Below are 16,302 nucleotides of genomic sequence, written 5' to 3'. Positions count from 1 at the left end.
GAAACCGATGATGACGATGAGGAGACACGCCCGCATGACGCCCCCCGATCCTCGCGCCGACGCGCCTGCCCGAGCACCGTACACGGTGCGCGACGCCGTAATCGATCTGCTGCGCCGGTTCGGCATCCGCAAGGTGTTCGGCAATCCGGGCTCGACCGAGCTGCCGATGTTCCGCAATTTCCCCGACGATTTCGAATATGTGCTCGGCCTGCACGAGGCGGTGGCGGTCGGGATGGCGGACGGCTACGCGCAGGCGAGCGGCAACGCGGCCGTCGTGAATCTGCATTCGGCGGCGGGCGTCGGTAACGCGATGGGCGTGCTGTTCACCGCCTATCGGAACAAGACGCCGCTCGTCGTCACGGCCGGCCAGCAGGCGCGCTCGATCCTGCCGTTCGAGCCGTTTCTCGCGTCGGTGCAGGCGGCCGAATTGCCGAAGCCTTACGTGAAATGGAGCATCGAGCCCGCGCGCGCCGAGGACGTGCCCGCCGCGATCGCGCGCGCGTATCACGTCGCGATGCAGGAGCCGCGCGGGCCCGTGTTCGTGTCGATCCCGGCCGACGACTGGGATCGCCCCGCCGAGCCGATGCCCGCGCGCACGGTGAGCGGCGAAGTGCGGCCCGCGCCCGAGGCGCTCGCGCGGCTCGGCGACGCGCTCGACGCGAGCGAGCGCCCGGCGGTCGTGGTCGGCGCGGCGGTGGCGCGCGCGGGCGCGTGGGACGATGCGGTGCGGCTCGCCGAGCGGCACCGCGCGCGCGTGTATGCCGCGCCGATGTCGGGCCGCTGCAGCTTTCCCGAGGAACATCCGCTCTTCGCGGGCTTTCTGCCGCCGATTCGCGAGCGGATCGTCGAACAGCTCGCCGGCCACGATTTCATCCTCGCGTTCGGCGCGCCCGTCTTCACGTATCACATCGAAGGCTTCGGCCCGCACGTGCCCGCGGGCGCGACGCTCCATCAGCTCGTCGACGATCCGTCGGTGGCCGCATGGACGCCCGTCGGCGACGCGGTCGTCGGCAATCTGCGGCTTGCCGCGCGCGACCTGCTCGCGCGCGCCGCGCCGCGCGAGCGGCCGATGCCCGCGCCGCGCGCGCCGCGCGAGCGCGTCGGCCCGGGCGCGCCCGGCGAGCGGATGCCGGTTGCGTTCGCGTTGCAGACGCTCGCCGACGTGCGCGGCTCGCACGACGTTGTCGTCGAGGAAGCGCCGAGCGCGCGGCCGGCGATGCACGAGCACCTGCCGTTCTCGCGCGCCGACACGTTCTACACGATGGACAGCGGCGGCCTCGGCTACGGGATGCCGGCCGCGGTCGGCATCGCGCTCGGCTCGCCGGGGCGGCGCGTGATCGCGCTGATCGGCGACGGCTCGAGCCTCTATTCGATTCAGGCGCTCTGGAGCGCCGCGCATCTGAAGCTGCCGGTCACGTTCGTGATCCTGAACAACGCGCGCTACGCGGCGCTGCAGGATTTCGCGCCCGTGTTCGGCTTTCGCGACGACGAGCCGGTGCAGGGCACCGCGCTGCCCGATCTCGATTTCGTGTCGCTCGCGCGTGGGTTCGGTTGCGACGGCGTGCGCGTGAGCGATGCGGCGCGCCTGCGCGACGCGCTCGAACGGGCGCTTGCGTCGCCCGTGCCCGTCGTCGTCGACGTCGAGATCGCGTGATGCGCGGATCGCGTGATGCGCGCGAGGGCCCGGAGGACCGATAAGCCCGAAAAGCCCGCGCAACGGCGATCATGAGCATCACGAAGCATTGGAAGGCATTCAGAAGGAGAACACACGCATGCAGGACATCTCGATGCTGATCGGCGGCGAGCGCCGCCCGGCCACGGGCGGCGCGACGTTCGAGCGCCGCAATCCGCTCGACGGCGAGCTCGCGACGCGCGCGGCCGCCGCGACCGCCGGCGACGCGCGCGCGGCCGTGGACGCCGCGTCCGCCGCGTTTGCGCCGTGGGCCGCGCTCGGCCCGAGCGCGCGCCGCGCGCTGCTGCTGAAGGCGGCCGCCGCGCTCGAGGCGAAGCGCGACGCGTTCGTCGCCGCGATGGCGGCCGAGACGGGCGCATCGGCGATCTGGGCGCGGTTCAACGTCGAGCTCGCCGCGAACGGCCTCGTCGAGGCGGCCGCGCTGACGACGCAGATCGGCGGCGAGCTGATTCCGTCGGACGTGCCGGGCTCGCTCGCGATGGGCGTGCGGCAGCCGGCGGGCGTCGTGCTCGGCATCGCGCCGTGGAACGCGCCCGTGATCCTCGGCGTGCGCGCGCTCGCGCTGCCGCTCGCATGCGGCAACACGGTGGTGTTCAAGGGCTCGGAGCTGTGCCCGGCCACGCACGGCCTCATCGCCGACGCGCTGCACGAAGCGGGGCTGCCGCGCGGCGTCGTGAACTTCGTGACGAACGCGCCCGCCGACGCCGGCGCTGTCGTCGACGCGATGATCGCGCACCCGGCCGTGCGCCGCGTGAACTTCACGGGCTCGACGCGGGTCGGCCGGATCATCGCCGAACGCTGCGCGCGGCATCTGAAGCCCGCCGTGCTCGAGCTCGGCGGCAAGGCGCCGTTCGTCGTGCTCGACGATGCCGATCTCGACGCGGCCGTCGCGGCGGCCGCGTTCGGCGCGTTCGCGAATTCCGGGCAGATCTGCATGTCGACCGAGCGGATCGTCGTCGATGAGCGGATCGCCGACGCGTTCGTCGCGAAGCTCGCCGACAAGGCCGCGTCGCTGCCGTTGGGCGACCCGCGCAACGGGCCCGTCGTGCTCGGCTCGGTGATCGACGCGCAGACGGTCGAGCGCTGCAACGCGCTCATCGACGACGCGCTCGCGAAAGGCGCGGTGCTGCTCTGCGGCGGCAAGGCCGACAGCACGCTGATGCCCGCGACGCTCGTCGACCGCGTGACGCCCGCGATGCGCATCTACGCCGAGGAATCGTTCGGGCCGGTGAAGGGCATCGTGCGCGTCGCGGGCGAGGAGGCGGCGATCGCGTGTGCGAACGACAACGCGTTCGGCCTGTCGTCGGCCGTGTTCAGCCGCGACGTCGCGCGCGCGATGCGCGTTGCCGCGCGGATCGAATCGGGGATCTGCCACGTGAACGGGCCGACCGTTCACGACGAGGCGCAGATGCCGTTCGGCGGCGTGAAGGACAGCGGCTTCGGCCACTTCGGCGGCAAGGCGGGCATCGCCGAATTCACCGATCTGCGCTGGATCACCGTGCAGACGGCCCCGCGCCACTATCCGTTCTGAGCAATGACGACGATGAAGATCGCCATGCTCGGCGCGGGCGCGATGGGTTCGCTGTTCGGCGGATTGCTCGCCGAGGGCGGGCACGACGTGACGCTCGTCGATGCGAACGCCGCGCACGTCGACGCGCCGCCCGAACTGGTGATCGTGTTCACGAAGACGCTGCGCACGCGCGCGGCGCTCGCGGCCGCGCGCGAGCTTGGCGTGGCGGTGCCGCATGTGCGGACGCTGTTGCAGCTCGTCAGGCTGATCGACGCGCCGGGCGGGTGACGGCGGCAGGGCGGCGAAGCGGGCGCGCAGGAGGTCACGCGACGTCGTTCGCGCGGCTTCGGGGGCACTGTGAAGGCGTTGCGGCAACGTGACGACGCGGCGGCTCGACGGCCGACGGCCGCATGCCAGTCGCCGTAGGGGTTTCCAACAATTCAACTAATCGAAATTGGTTTTACCATGCGTAAATTCATAAGCTTGCGCTAGATCAATGCGCGCTCGCGCGGATGCTTGCCGACCCGCGCCGCGCGCGGCTCGTGCGAGGCGGATGAAGCCCTTGCGCCGCAGGGCATGCCCGCGACATCGCAAACGGTTTCGAAGAAGGCCGGGCGGGGCGGGTCAGCGCGACGCGCCGATCCAGAGGACATTCAGGAGAATGAAATGAACGCGTCCCATCCGCGCACGTGAGAGCAAGAGAGGGGTGGATCCTCACGGGCCAACGGCATCGATGTGCCCAGGTGGAAAATGCACGCATTTCCCGGCAACCGGAGGATCCACGATGAACAGTATGGCAGTGGGCGTCGATATCGCCAAGAACGTATTCCAGGTGCATTACGTTGATCAGGCAAGCGGCGAGATTGTGAACAAGGCGATCAAGCGAGCGAAGTTCCTGGAGCACTTCGTGAATCGTGATCGGTGCGTAATTGGGATGGAGGCGTGTGGCGGTGCGCACCACTGGGCCCGAGCGCTAAAGCAGATGGGTCATGAGGTCAGGCTGATGCCGGCGGAGTTCGTGAAGGCGTTCAACATCCGTAACAAGAACGATGCGGCAGACGCGAGAGCGATATGGCTGGCAGTGCAGCAGCCGGGCAAGCCGATAGCGGTGAAGACGGAAATGCAGCAGGCGATGTTGGCGCTGCATCGGATGCGCGAGCAGTTGGTGAAGTTCCGCACGATGCAGATCAACGGGCTGCGTGGATTGCTGACGGAATACGGCGAAGTGATGAGCAAGGGCCGGGCGGCACTGGACAAGGAGATACCGGCGGCGCTTAGCCGGATCGCGGAGCGTCTGCCAGCGGCACTGATCGAAACGCTGCGCGAGCAGTGGAGCGGGTTGGCGAGACTGGACGAGCAGGTTGCCGAGATCGAGCGTCGGATGCGCGAATGGAAGAAGGAAGACCGGGCGGTGCAGGCGATCAGCGAGATTCCTGGCGTGGGGTTGCTGACGGCGACCGCTGCAGTGGCCATGATGGGCGATCCGAAAGCGTTCAGATCGGGGCGGGAATTTGCGGCGTGGGCGGGTTTGGTGCCCAAGCAGACAGGTTCTGGCGGCAAGGTGAATCTGCATGGAATCAGCAAGAGAGGCGACACGTATCTGCGGACGTTGCTGATTCACGGCGCACGAAGCGTACTGACGCACGCGAAGGAGCCTGGGCCGTGGGTTGAGCAGATCAAGAAGCGACGGCCGACGAATGTCGTGATCGTCGCACTGGCCAACAAGACGGCGCGAACGATCTGGGCGGTACTCGCTCATGAGCGAGCGTATCGAAAGGACTACATCAGCGTGAAACCAGTCTAATCGGTTCCTGCGAGGTAGAAGATCAACATTTACACAGGGTGAACGTCGAAAGGTTGCGCAGCAATCGAGTGTGATGACGAGCCAGGTAGGACCTGGGCCCGCCAAGCCTGAATGTCACCAAGAGCTTTGAGCTCGTTAGGAGAGTGAGGCGCGGGCCAGCGGATTTCATAGGGGCCCGCAGCGGCAATATCGACTGCATCAAGGCCGAATATAGAGCTGCAGCCCATCCTGTCTGTCGGAACACACGAGAACTGTTGCAAACGGGACGCGTTCATATAGACGACATGAAGCACACCCCGACCCCGTGTTTCGCCGCGGCGCGCCGCCGCATCGCCGGTTCGAGCGCCGCGCGCCGGAGGCTCGCATGAGCGCCCGCCACGGCGGTGCGCCGCTTGCGGTCGACATCGGCGCGACGCTCGACCACGGCCCGTTCACCGTGATGCAGCGCGTCGCGGTGCTGCTCGCCGCGTTCGCGATCATGCTCGACGGCTTCGACAGCCAGTTGATCGGCTTCGCGATTCCGGTGCTGATCAAGGAGTGGGGGATCGCGCGCGACGCGTTCGCGCCCGCCGTCGCGGCGGGCTTGTTCGGGATGGGCGTCGGCAGCACGTGCGCGGGCCTGTTCGCGGACCGCTTCGGCCGGCGCTGGGCGGTCATCGGCAGCGTATTCGTGTTCGGCGCGGCCACCTGCGCGATCGGCTTCGCGCCGAACGTCGCGACCATCGCCGCGCTGCGCTTCGTCGCGGGCCTCGGGATCGGCGGCGCGCTGCCTACCGCGACGACGATGACGGCCGAGTACACGCCCGCGCGCCGCCGCACGATGATGGTGACGGCGACGATCGTCTGCGTGCCGGCGGGCGGAATGCTCGCGGGCCTGTTCGCGCACGAGGTGCTGCCCGCGTATGGCTGGCGCGGCCTGTTCTGGCTCGGCGGCGCGCTGCCGCTCGCGCTCGGCCTGCTGCTCGTGCGCGCGCTGCCCGAATCGCCGCGCTATCTCGCACGCGATCCCGCGCGCTGGCGCGAGCTCGGCGCGCTGCTCGCGCGCATGGGCCGGCCCGTCGCCGACGGCACCGCCTTCACCGATCTCGCCGAGGCGCGCGCGCACGAAGGGCAGCGGCGCGGCGTGCGCACGCTGTTCTCGGCGGTCTACGCGCGCGACACGATCGCGTTGTGGTGCGCGTTCTGCATGTGCCTGCTCGCCGTCTACAGCGCGTTCAGTTGGCTGCCGACGATGCTGACGTCGCAAGGCCTGAGCGTGTCGGTCGCGGGTTCCGGGCTCACCGCATACAACCTCGGCGGCGTCCTGGGCGCGCTCGGCTGCGCGCTCGCGATCGGGCGTTTCGGCTCGCGCTGGCCGCTCGCGTTCTGCTGCGCGGGCGGCGCGGCGAGCGCCGCGTGGCTGCTCGGCGTCGATGCCGGCGGCCACACCGGCTGGCTGATCGCCGGCCTCGCCGCGCACGGCTTCTTCGTGAACGCGGTGCAATCGACGATGTACGCGCTCTGCACGTTCATCTATCCGACGCCCGTGCGCGCGACGGGCACCGCCGGCGCTGTCGCGTTCGGCCGCGTCGGCGCGATCCTGAGCGCGTTCGCGGGCGCTTACGTGATCTCGGCGGGCGGCGCGAACGCGTACCTGGCGATGCTCGCCGCCGCGATGACGGCCGTGCTCGTCGCGTTGCTCGCGCTGCGCCGGCACATTCCGCGGCTGCGCCGCAGCGGGCTGCCGGCGGGCGACGAGCTCGCGCGCACCGCGCCCTGACGCGTCGCCGCGCGTGCGCGCGGCGCTACAGCGTCGTGCGCACGTGCCAGAGTTCGGGGAACAGCACGACGTCGAGCATCTTGCGCAGATACGGCGCGCCGCTCGTGCCGCCCGTGCCCTGCTTGAGGCCGATGATCCGCTCGACCGTCGTCACGTGGCGGAAGCGCCATTGGCGGAACGCGTCTTCGAGGTCGACGAGCTCTTCGGCCATTTCGTACAGCTCCCAGTGCGCGTTCGGCTCGCGGTACACGGCGAGCCACGCGGCCTCGACGGTCGGATCGTGGCGCGTCGGCTGCGTCCAGTCCGCGTCGAGCCGCTCGGGCGCGATCGGAAAGCCGCGGCGCGCGAGCAGGTGAATCACTTCGTCGTACAGCGACGGCGATTGCAGCGACGCCGCGAGATGCGCGTGGATCGCCGGCCGGTGCGCGTGCGGATGCAGCATCTGCGCGTTCTTGTTGCCGAGGATGAACTCGAGCTCGCGATACTGATACGACTGGAAGCCCGACGACGCGCCGAGATACGGCCGCATCGCCGAGTACTCGGACGGCGTCATCGTCGCGAGCACGCTCCACGCCTGCACGAGCTGCTCGAGCACGCGCGACACGCGCGCGAGCATCTTGAACGCGGGCGGCAGCGCGTCGTTGCGGATCGACGCGAGCGCCGCGCGCAGCTCGTAGAGCGCGAGCTTCATCCACAGCTCGCTCGTCTGATGCTGGATGATGAACAGCATCTCGTTGTGATCGGGCGAGAGCGGATGCTGCGCATCGAGGATCGGATCGAGCGACAGGTAGTCGCCATAGCTCATCGACTGCGAGAAGTCGAGCTGCGCGCGATGCCAGCCGGCCGGCGCGTCGTCGCCCTCGGCGATGGGCACGTGCGGCGCGTCGGGCGCGTGCGCGCCGGCGAACGGGCAGCGGGGGGCGTTGTCGTCGCCGGGCGGCTGCATGTGGCCTGAATTCACGATTGTCTCCATGGAACGGATGTGAGGATGCGGGCGGGCGGCCGACCGGCCGACTGCCGCACGGATCGCGTGGCGCTCGCGCGGGCTCAGGTCACCGCGGCGCGCGTCGCGAATTCGGGGGCGCGCCACGCTTCGGTTTCGAGGATGTCGCGCAGCGTCTCGACCGCGTCCCACACGTCGACGAAGCGCGTGTAGAGGGGCGTGAAGCCGAAGCGCAGGATGTGCGGCTCGCGGTAGTCGCCGATCACGCCGCGCGCGATCAGCGCCTGCATCACTTCGTAGCCGTGCGGATGCTCGAAGCTCGCCTGCGAGCCGCGCTGATGATGCGCGCGCGGCGTGACGAGCTTGAGCGGCTGGCCCGCGCAGCGCGATTCGGCGAGCGCGATGAACGCGTCGGTCAGCGCGAGCGACTTGCGGCGGATCGCGTGCATGTCGGTCTGCGCGAACACGTCGAGCCCGCACTCGATCATCGACATCGACACGATCGGCTGCGTGCCGCACAGAAAGCGCGCGATGCCCGCGTCGGGCTCGAACGCGGGCTGCATCGCGAACGGCGCGCGATGGCCCCACCAGCCGGACAGCGGCTGCTCGAACGCGCGCTGATGGCGCCTGGGCACCCAGACGAACGCGGGCGAGCCGGGGCCGCCGTTCAGATACTTGTACGTGCAGCCGACCGCGCCATCCGCGAGCGCGCCGTTCAGATCGACGGGCACGGCGCCCGCCGAGTGCGCGAGATCCCACAGCATCAGCGCGCCCGCCTGGCGGACCGTCTGCGTGACGGATGGCATGTCGTGCATGTAGCCCGTCCGGTAGTTCACGTGCGTGATCATCGCGACGGCGGTTTCGTCGTCGAGCGCGTCGGGCAGGTCGGCCGGGTCGTCGATGAGGCGCAGCTCGTAATCGCGGTCGAGCTGCGCGATGAGCCCCTGCGCGATGTACAGGTCGGTCGGGAAATTCGAGCGCTCCGACACGATCACGCGGCGCTTCGGCGCGTGCCGCGCCTGGTGCCGCAGCATCGCGGACAGCAGCTTGAACAGGTTGATCGAGATCGTGTCGGTGATCGCGACTTCGCCTTGCGCCGCGCCGATGATCGGCGCGAGCCTGTCGCCGAGCCGGCGCGGCAGCGCGAACCAGCCGGCCGCGTTCCAGCTTCGGATGAGGCCTTCGCCCCATTCGGCGCCGATCACCCGTTGCGCGCGGGCGGCCGCCGCGCGCGGCTGCGCGCCGAGCGAATTGCCGTCGAGATAGATCACGCCGGCGGGCAGCGCGAACTGGTCGCGCAACGACGCGAGCGGGTCGTCGCGGTCGAGCGCGAGCGCTTCTTCACGTGTTTTCATGATGTCGAACCTGGTTGGGGAAGGGGGCAGCGCGTCCGTTTTTCAGCGCGGCGCGTCGGGCAGCGCGCGCAGCACCGCGCGCACGGGGCTCGCGTCGAGCGTCGCGAACTTCAGCGGCGGCGCGATCAGCTCGTAGTCGCCGGCGGCGATTTCGTCGAGCACGAGGCCTTCGAGAATCGCCATCCGGTGCGCGCGGATGCGCCGGTGCGCGTCCATCGTCTTCGATTCCTGCGGGTCGAGCGACGGCGTGTCGATGCCGACGAGGCGCACGCCGTGCGCGGCGAGCAGATCGATCGTCTGCGGCGCGACCGCGCAGAACGCGCTGTCCCACGCGCGCTGCGGCGCCTGGCCGTACGTGCGCAGCAGCACGCGCGGCGGCGCGCCGGCGAGCGCCGCGCGCACGTCGTCGGGCGCGACGACGGGGCGCGCGCCGATGCAATGGATCACGCGGCAGCGGCCGAGATACGCGTCGAGCGGCACCGCGCCGATCGGCGCGCCGTCGGCGTCATAGTGCAGCGGCGCATCCGCGTGCGCGCCCGTGTGCGGCGACAGCGTGATGCGCGCGACGTTGACGGGCGAGCCCGCCTCGATGCGCCACACCTGCTCGATGCCGACGGGCGTGTCGCCCGGCCAGACGGGCGTTGCGGCGGAGATTGACGGGGAGATGTCCCAGATCGTGTCCATGCGTTGTCGAAGAACCTCGGATGATTCGCATGATAGGCAAAGCCGCGAAGCAGGTGCTTGCGAAATAAGCATGGACAATCCACCAATATGGCAGATAATTCGAAATAGCTCTAAAACGGAGACCAAAAATGCATGCGATTACGCTGGATGCAACCGATTGCCGTATTCTCGCGGTCCTTCAGGAAGAAGGCCGGATCAGCAACCTCGATCTGGCCGAGCGCATTTCGCTGTCGCCGTCCGCGTGCCTGCGGCGGATGCGGCTCCTCGAAGAGCAGGGGGTGATCGAACGCTATCGCGCGTGCCTGAGCCGCGAGAAGCTCGGGTTCGAGCTGGAGGCGTTCGTGCAGGTGTCGATGCGCAACGACCAGACGCAGTGGCACGAGCGTTTCGCGCAAGCGGTGCGCGAATGGCCGGAGGTGGTCGGCGCGTTCGTCGTGACGGGCGAGACGCACTATCTGCTGCGCGTGCTCGCGCACAACCTGAAGCACTACTCCGATTTCGTGCTGAATCAGCTATACAAGACGCCCGGCGTGCTCGACATCCGCTCGAACATCGTGCTGCAGACGCTGAAGGACGAAGCGGGGCCGCCCGTCGCGCTCGCGCGCACGGGCCCCGCGATCAAAGCCGTGTGAGGCCGTGGAAGCCGCCGCTCTGGAACACGAGCGGCGCGAGCGCGGCGGCGTTGGGGTGCACGCCGCAGCGCTCGACCTCGCCGACGAAGATCACGTGGTCGCCCTCGTCGTAGCGGCTGCGGTTGTGGCATTCGAACCACGCGAGCGCGCCGTCGAGCACGGGCATGCCGGAGTCGCCCTGCGCATGCGACACGCCTTCGAAGCGGTTGCCCTTCAGCGTCGCGAAGCGCATGCACAGATCATGCTGCGACGCGGACAGCACGTTGACGACATAATGGCTGTTCGTGCGGAACACCGGCATCGACGCCGATTTGTGCGCGAGGCTCCACAGCACGAGCGGCGGATCGAGCGACACCGAGTTGAACGAGCTCGCGGTGATGCCGATCAACTGGCCGGACGGCGCGCGCGTCGTGATCACCGTCACGCCGGTCGCGAACTGGCCGAGCGCTTGGCGGAACGCGGCGGCATCGAAATTCGGCGGGCTGGCCTGTCCATGTTTCATCGCGTGACGGCCTCGGGCGACGGGCGCGCGCGGCGGCGAGCGGAACGGGCGGCGGCGCCGCGGGTGAAATGGCGGGAAGTGAGCAGGACGGTCATCGGAAAATTCGTCTGGTTAGCGACGATTTTAGCGGCAATCGTGCACGGCTGCGACGGGCCGCCGCACCCGGCGACTGGCCGGCGCCACATTTTTCGCGGAACGCGGCGCGCGTCGCGTGCGGCGGCCGGGGCGGGCGCGGGCGTGGCGCGGGGGACGAACGTAACGAACGAAAGGAAACCGATATGAGTCAAGCAACGAACGAAGTCGCGACGCTGGGCGGCGGGTGCTTCTGGTGCCAGGAGGCGGTGTTTCTCGACGTCGACGGCGTGACGGCCGTCGAATCGGGCTACGCGGGCGGCCATACGCGCGATCCCGGCTACCGTGACGTGTGCGGCGGCGACACGGGCCACGCGGAAGTCGTCAACGTGACGTTCGATCCGGACCGGATCGGCTATCGCGAGATCCTCGAGATCTTTTTCGCGACGCACGATCCGACGCAACTGAACCGGCAGGGCAACGACGTCGGCACGCAATACCGGTCGGTGATCTTCACGCACTCGGACGCGCAGCGCGACACGGCGCTCGACGTGATCGGCACGCTCGAGCGCGACAAGCTGTACGACGAGCCGATCGTCACACAGGTCGAGCCGCTGAACGGCAACTACTGGCCCGCGGAGGAATATCACCGGAACTATTACGCGCGCAATCCGGGGCAGGGCTACTGCGCGGTCGTGATCGGGCCGAAGCTCGCGAAGTTTCGGCAGAAGTTCGCGCATCGGCTGAAGTCGCGCGGCGCGTGACGGGCGCATGACGCGATGGGGCGACGCCGGATGCGTCGCGTGTCGCATGACCGACCGCGCGGGGCGAGCGTTGACGGGGTGCGGATCGCCCGCCGGCGCGCGGTGCGCCCCCCGCGCTTTACGCCGCCTCGCCGCGCCAGCGCGCGCACGCGGCCGCGATTTCCTTCGCGAGCGCGATGCACGACAGCGGCGCCGATCCTTCCGCCTTGTTGTTCACCGTGATGAGCACCGGCTGGCCGGCGAGCACGTAGCGCGCCGCGAGCTCCGCGAGCGCCGTGCGGGTATGCGGGTCCTCGTCGACGAGCCGGTCGAACGGCTCGTACTTCGCCTTCGCCTGTTCGTACTTGAAGCCGCTGTGCAGGCTCCAGCGGACGATCAGCGGGCCCGACGGCTCGCCGTCGAGGAGCGCGAGCGCCGCCGCCTGACGCAGCGGGTCCGGCATCTTCGCGTGCAGCCCGACGCAGTAGCGCACCCCCGCCGCCGCGAGCGCGCGGATGAAGCGCGGCGTGAGAAGGCTCGCGTCGCGGATCTCGACCGCGTAGCGCGGGCCGTCCGGGCCGCCTATGCCATCTGAGCCATCCGGCGGCGGCAGCGGCGGCAGCGCGCAGAGGAACGCGCTCAGGCGGTCGACGAGCGCGGCCGGATCGGCGAGCAGCGTATCGGGCATCGGCGGGAACTGGAAGACGAGCGCGCCCGCCTTGTTGCCGAGCCCTTCGAGGCACGGGCGCACGAATTCGTCGGCGGCGAGCCGCGCGTTCAGGAACGCCGGGTTCGGGCCGGTCGGCTCGCCGCGCGCGCCGCGCAGCACCGCATCGGTGACGAGCGCCGGCGCCTTGACGACGAAGCGGAAGTCGTCCGGCACCTGCTGCGCGTAGCGCAGATAATCGGCGACGGTGAGCGGCGCGTAGAACGAGCGGTCGAGGCTCACGCTCTTGAGCAGCGGATGCGCGGCGTACGCTTCGAGGCCTTCGCGCGACAGCTTCGATTGCGCGTAGTCGTCGCCGTAGACGATGCCCTTCCAGCCGGGGAAATACCACGACGACGTGCCGAGCCGCACGTGCGGCGGCAGCGCGCGCGCGGCGGCGGCGATGTCGTCCGTGATCGCGGCGGGCGCGACGCCGCGCCGGCGCGCGCGCTTCCTGGGCGCGGCGGCGGGCGGCGGCGCGTCGAAACCGGGGAGCGTGGGTGTCGCGGCGGAGTCGGGCGGGGCGGCGGGCGCGTCGGCATCGCCTCCGCTTTTGTCGTTCGCGCCGCCGTTCGCACCCGGCGCGCGCTTCGCCGCGGTCGGCGGCGTTCCCGCCATGTCGTCCGACGGCGACGCGTCACCCGACGCCGCGACATCCCGCGACGCGTCGCCTGGCCGGCCGCGCGCCGCGCGCTTGCGCTTGCCGCCCGATCCGGACGACGACGCGGGTGAAGGCGGCTGCGACAGCGGCTGCGCCCCGAACAGGTCGAATTGATCGCTTCGCGCGTCGTCTTCTCGTGGCGGCGCAGGTTTGCGCCGCGTGCTGCCGTCACCCATCCGTCATCGCAAAAAGGCGCCGCCCGTCAGCGCGGCAGCGTGTGTTCGTACATGTAGCGCCGCGACCACGGCAGCGTTTTCGCGCTCTGCCCGGCCTTGCGGCACACGATCTGGAAGATCGACACGTCGTCGTGCTCGAATGCATACGCGCAGCCGGCCAGATACACGCGCCAGATGCGGAATTTTTCGTCGTCGACGAGCTTTCTGGCTTCCTCGGCCTTCGCCTCGAAGTTCTCGGTCCAGATGTCGAGCGTGCGCGCATAGTGCCGTCGCAGGCTCTCGACGTCAACCGCCTCGAGCCCGCCGCGCTGCGCCGCCTCGAGCGCGAGGCTGATGTGCGGCAGCTCGCCGTCCGGGAACACGTAGCGGTCGATGAATTCGCCGCCGCCGAGCGCCGTCTCGCCGCTTTCCGCGTCGGTCGACGTGATGCCGTGGTTCATCGCAATGCCGTCGTCGGCGAGCAGCTCGCGGATTCGCGAGAAGTAGAGCGGCAGGTTCTTGCGGCCGACGTGCTCGAACATCCCGACGCTCGTGATCCGGTCGAACTGGCCGTCGATCTCGCGATAGTCCTGCAGCCTGATCTCGATCCGGTCCTCGAGGCCCGCGCGCTTCACGCGCTCGGTCGCGAGCTCGAACTGGTTTTGCGACAGCGTGACGCCGACGCAGCGCGCGCCGAACTTGCCCGCCGCGCGCAGCACGAGCGCGCCCCAGCCGCAGCCGATGTCGAGCAGGCGCTGGCCGGGCTGCACGCCGATCTTCGTGAGGATGTGGTCGATCTTCTTGATCTGCGCGGTGCCGAGGTCTTCGTCGCCGTTCTCGAAGTACGCGCACGAATAGACCATGTTCTCGTCGAGCCACAGCGCGTAGAACTCGTTCGACACGTCGTAGTGATACTGGATCGCTTTCCGGTCGGAGCTCTTCGAGTGATTGAAGTAGCGCTTCACGCGCGCGAGCTTGCTCGCGCTCGTCACCGTGCTGCGCGCGAGCGAATAGCTGATGTTGATGATGTCGGCGAGCTTGCCTTCGATGTCGATCTTGCCCTTCACGTACGCCTCGCCGAGGTTGTCGAGGCTCGGCTCGAGCAGCAGCGGCAGCGCGGACGCGCTGTTGACCTTCAGCGTCACCTGCGGCGCCGCGAACGTGCCGAAGTCGAGTTGCTGTCCGTTCCAGAGGACGAGGCGCGCCGGTATGTTCGACTTCTCCCGTACTTCGTCCGCCCACTGTGCCAGTTTCTTTTCCCAGAACATTTGGAATCCCCTTTTGTTCGTTGAAACGAAATACCGCCAGGTTGTCGGGCGGGCGGCCGGCGTGCGGGGACGGCGGCCGCCCGCGAGCAAAAACGAAACGCGGGCAGGGCGGGTGCGGGCGCGCGGCGCGTTACGGCGCGAGGCGCGAGATCTTCCAGCCGCTCTCCGACGCGGGATCGCGCACGTACAGCAGGCGGTCGTGGAGCCGCGACGGGCGGCCCTGCCAGAATTCGATCGCGCTCGGCACGAGACGGTAGCCGCCCCAGTGCGGCGGGCGCGGCGGATTTTCGCCGAAGCGCGCGCTGATGTCCTTCTCGCGCGCCTCGAGCAGCGCGCGGCTCTCGATCACCGCGCTCTGCTCGGACGCCCATGCGCCGATCCGCGAGCCGAGCGGCCGCGACGCGAAATACCGGTCGCTTTCCTCTTCGCTCGTCTTTTCGATGCGCCCCTCGATGCGGACCTGCCGCTCGAGCTCGATCCAGTAGAAGAGCAGCGCCGCGTTCGGGTTGTGCGCGAGCTCGCGCCCCTTGCGGCTCTCGTAGTTCGTGAAGAACACGAAGCCGCGCTCGTCGACGCCCTTGATGAGCACGACCCGCGCGGACGGCCGGCCGGATTCGTCGACGGTCGCGAGCGTCATCGTGTTGGGCTCGGGCAACTGCGCGCTGAGCGCTTCCTTGAACCAGACGTCGAACTGGACGAACGGATTCGGGTTCACGTCCGCTGCGTCGAGCGACGCGCGGGAATAGTTGGTGCGGAGATCGGCAAGTGTCGTCATCGGTGTGCGGGCGCTCAATCGGGGCCAGTATAACGAAGGTGGAAAAAACCTGCGTTGCAGCGGTTCGGTGCGTGTTTGCCGTCGGCCGATCAGGCAAAATAGCGGGCTATCCGTTGCCTTTCGTTCAGCTTGTATGTCTCGTACCGACGCCATTGCGACGCATCACGATGTTACTCCGCAGCCATCCGGACAGCTTGACGCGGATCGCGCGCGACGCTTCGGCGGCGTCGCGCGGCTCTACGGCGCCGACGCACTCGCCGCGTTCGAGCGCGCGCGCGTCGCCGTGGTCGGCATCGGCGGCGTCGGCTCGTGGGCGGCCGAGGCGCTTGCGCGCAGCGCCGTCGGCGAACTGACCCTGATCGATCTCGACAACGTCGCCGAAAGCAACACGAACCGGCAGATCCACGCGCTCGACGGCAACTACGGCAAGCCGAAGGTCGACGCGATGGCCGAGCGGATCGCGCTCATCGATCCGGCGTGCCGCGTCGTGAAGATCGAGGATTTCGTCGAGCCGGACAATCTCGATGCACTGCTCGGCGGCGGCTTCGATTACATCGTCGACGCGATCGACAGCGCGCGCACGAAGGTCGCGCTGATCGCGTGGTGCGTCGCGCGCGGGCAGCCGCTCGTGACGGTCGGCGGCGCGGGCGGCCAGCTCGATCCGACCCGCATCCGGATCGACGACCTCGCGCAGACGATCCAGGACCCGCTGCTGTCGAAGGTGCGCGCGCAGTTGCGCAAGCAGCACGGCTTTCCGCGCGGGCCGAAAGCGAAATTCAAGGTGAGTGCCGTCTACTCGGACGAGCCGCTGATCTACCCGGAGGCGGCCGTGTGCGACGTCGACGACGTCGCGCTGCACACGGCAACCGACGCGCAGGCGCCGGGGCCCACCGGGCTCAATTGCGCGGGCTTCGGCTCGAGCGTGTGCGTGACCGCGAGCTTCGGGTTCGCGGCGGCCGCGCATGCTCTGCGCGCGCTCGCCGCGCGGGCGGGGCGGTAACGCCGGCGCGGCCGCCGTGCAATCGCGGCGAAAGAAAAAA

14 protein-coding genes and 2 pseudogenes are annotated in these 16,302 nt (G+C 69.3%); 8 read left to right on the top strand and 8 right to left on the bottom strand.

From position 1 onward, the window contains the following. Positions 1 to 34: 34 nt before the first annotated feature. The 3 genes and pseudogenes from mdlC to AQ610_RS14915 form a co-directional block, all read left to right on the top strand. A complete protein-coding gene (gene mdlC / locus AQ610_RS14925) occupies positions 35 to 1,654 on the top strand; it encodes a benzoylformate decarboxylase (protein WP_043282166.1) in 1,620 nt (539 codons plus the stop codon). Between the two features lie 118 nt (positions 1,655 to 1,772). Next, positions 1,773 to 3,224, top strand: a complete 1,452-nt coding sequence (locus tag AQ610_RS14920) for an aldehyde dehydrogenase (RefSeq protein ID WP_015601129.1) — start codon at positions 1,773 to 1,775, stop codon at positions 3,222 to 3,224. Positions 3,225 to 3,236: 12 nt separating this feature from the next. Next, positions 3,237 to 3,452 (top strand): annotated as a pseudogene (locus AQ610_RS14915) (2-dehydropantoate 2-reductase N-terminal domain-containing protein); the annotation flags it as partial. A 239-nt stretch (positions 3,453 to 3,691) separates the two neighbouring features. Here AQ610_RS14915 and AQ610_RS37395 read toward each other — a convergent pair. Beyond that, positions 3,692 to 3,915: pseudogene (locus AQ610_RS37395) on the bottom strand (hypothetical protein). Positions 3,916 to 3,987: 72 nt separating this feature from the next. On the opposite strand from AQ610_RS37395, the gene AQ610_RS14910 reads away from it, so the two are divergent. Then, positions 3,988 to 5,007, top strand: a complete 1,020-nt coding sequence (locus AQ610_RS14910) for an IS110 family RNA-guided transposase (protein ID WP_043283430.1) — start codon at positions 3,988 to 3,990, stop codon at positions 5,005 to 5,007. 304 nt (positions 5,008 to 5,311) lie between these two features. Beyond that, entirely contained in the window at positions 5,312 to 6,766 is a 1,455-nt protein-coding gene (locus AQ610_RS14905) for an MFS transporter (protein WP_006024753.1), read from the top strand. A 25-nt stretch (positions 6,767 to 6,791) separates the two neighbouring features. On the opposite strand, the gene kynA is transcribed toward AQ610_RS14905, so the two are convergent. From kynA to kynB, 3 genes are all read right to left on the bottom strand, one after another. Beyond that, positions 6,792 to 7,712 carry a tryptophan 2,3-dioxygenase gene (gene kynA / locus AQ610_RS14900; protein WP_009911437.1) on the bottom strand — a complete coding sequence of 307 codons (921 nt, stop codon included), beginning with the start codon at positions 7,710 to 7,712 and terminating at the stop codon, positions 6,792 to 6,794. Positions 7,713 to 7,813: 101 nt separating this feature from the next. After that, positions 7,814 to 9,064 carry a kynureninase gene (gene kynU, locus AQ610_RS14895; RefSeq protein ID WP_006024755.1) on the bottom strand — a complete coding sequence of 417 codons (1,251 nt, stop codon included), beginning with the start codon at positions 9,062 to 9,064 and terminating at the stop codon, positions 7,814 to 7,816. Positions 9,065 to 9,106: 42 nt separating this feature from the next. Further along, the gene (gene kynB, locus AQ610_RS14890) at positions 9,107 to 9,748 is read right to left on the bottom strand and encodes an arylformamidase (RefSeq protein WP_006024756.1); all 642 of its coding nucleotides are present in this window, start codon (positions 9,746 to 9,748) and stop codon (positions 9,107 to 9,109) included. Between the two features lie 128 nt (positions 9,749 to 9,876). Between kynB and AQ610_RS14885 the strand changes: the two genes are divergently transcribed. After that, positions 9,877 to 10,380 carry an Lrp/AsnC family transcriptional regulator gene (locus tag AQ610_RS14885; RefSeq protein ID WP_004189016.1) on the top strand — a complete coding sequence of 168 codons (504 nt, stop codon included), beginning with the start codon at positions 9,877 to 9,879 and terminating at the stop codon, positions 10,378 to 10,380. On the opposite strand, the gene AQ610_RS14880 is transcribed toward AQ610_RS14885, so the two are convergent. Next, positions 10,367 to 10,882, bottom strand: a complete 516-nt coding sequence (locus tag AQ610_RS14880) for a flavin reductase family protein (RefSeq protein ID WP_006024757.1) — start codon at positions 10,880 to 10,882, stop codon at positions 10,367 to 10,369. The two genes, AQ610_RS14885 and AQ610_RS14880, sit on opposite strands and share 14 nt — an antisense overlap. A 278-nt stretch (positions 10,883 to 11,160) precedes the next feature. Between AQ610_RS14880 and msrA the strand changes: the two genes are divergently transcribed. Continuing rightward, a complete protein-coding gene (gene msrA, locus AQ610_RS14875; RefSeq protein WP_006024758.1) occupies positions 11,161 to 11,718 on the top strand; it encodes a peptide-methionine (S)-S-oxide reductase MsrA in 558 nt (185 codons plus the stop codon). Positions 11,719 to 11,836: 118 nt separating this feature from the next. On the opposite strand, the gene AQ610_RS14870 is transcribed toward msrA, so the two are convergent. From AQ610_RS14870 to pdxH, 3 genes are all read right to left on the bottom strand, one after another. Further along, a complete protein-coding gene (locus tag AQ610_RS14870; protein ID WP_006024759.1) occupies positions 11,837 to 13,240 on the bottom strand; it encodes a DUF72 domain-containing protein in 1,404 nt (467 codons plus the stop codon). Between the two features lie 26 nt (positions 13,241 to 13,266). Next, on the bottom strand, positions 13,267 to 14,487 hold the full coding sequence (locus AQ610_RS14865) for a class I SAM-dependent methyltransferase (protein ID WP_006024760.1): 1,221 nt from the start codon (positions 14,485 to 14,487) through the stop codon (positions 13,267 to 13,269). A gap of 130 nt (positions 14,488 to 14,617) precedes the next feature. Then, positions 14,618 to 15,262, bottom strand: coding sequence for a pyridoxamine 5'-phosphate oxidase (gene pdxH, locus AQ610_RS14860; RefSeq protein WP_006024761.1), 645 nt, complete (start codon positions 15,260 to 15,262; stop codon positions 14,618 to 14,620). Positions 15,263 to 15,395: 133 nt separating this feature from the next. On the opposite strand from pdxH, the gene tcdA reads away from it, so the two are divergent. Then, a complete protein-coding gene (gene tcdA, locus AQ610_RS14855; protein WP_006024762.1) occupies positions 15,396 to 16,262 on the top strand; it encodes a tRNA cyclic N6-threonylcarbamoyladenosine(37) synthase TcdA in 867 nt (288 codons plus the stop codon). Positions 16,263 to 16,302: the final 40 nt, after the last annotated feature.

The organism is Burkholderia humptydooensis, assembly GCF_001513745.1.
Taxonomy (GTDB): domain Bacteria; phylum Pseudomonadota; class Gammaproteobacteria; order Burkholderiales; family Burkholderiaceae; genus Burkholderia; species Burkholderia humptydooensis.
This window is presented reverse-complemented; position numbering and strand designations above follow the sequence as displayed.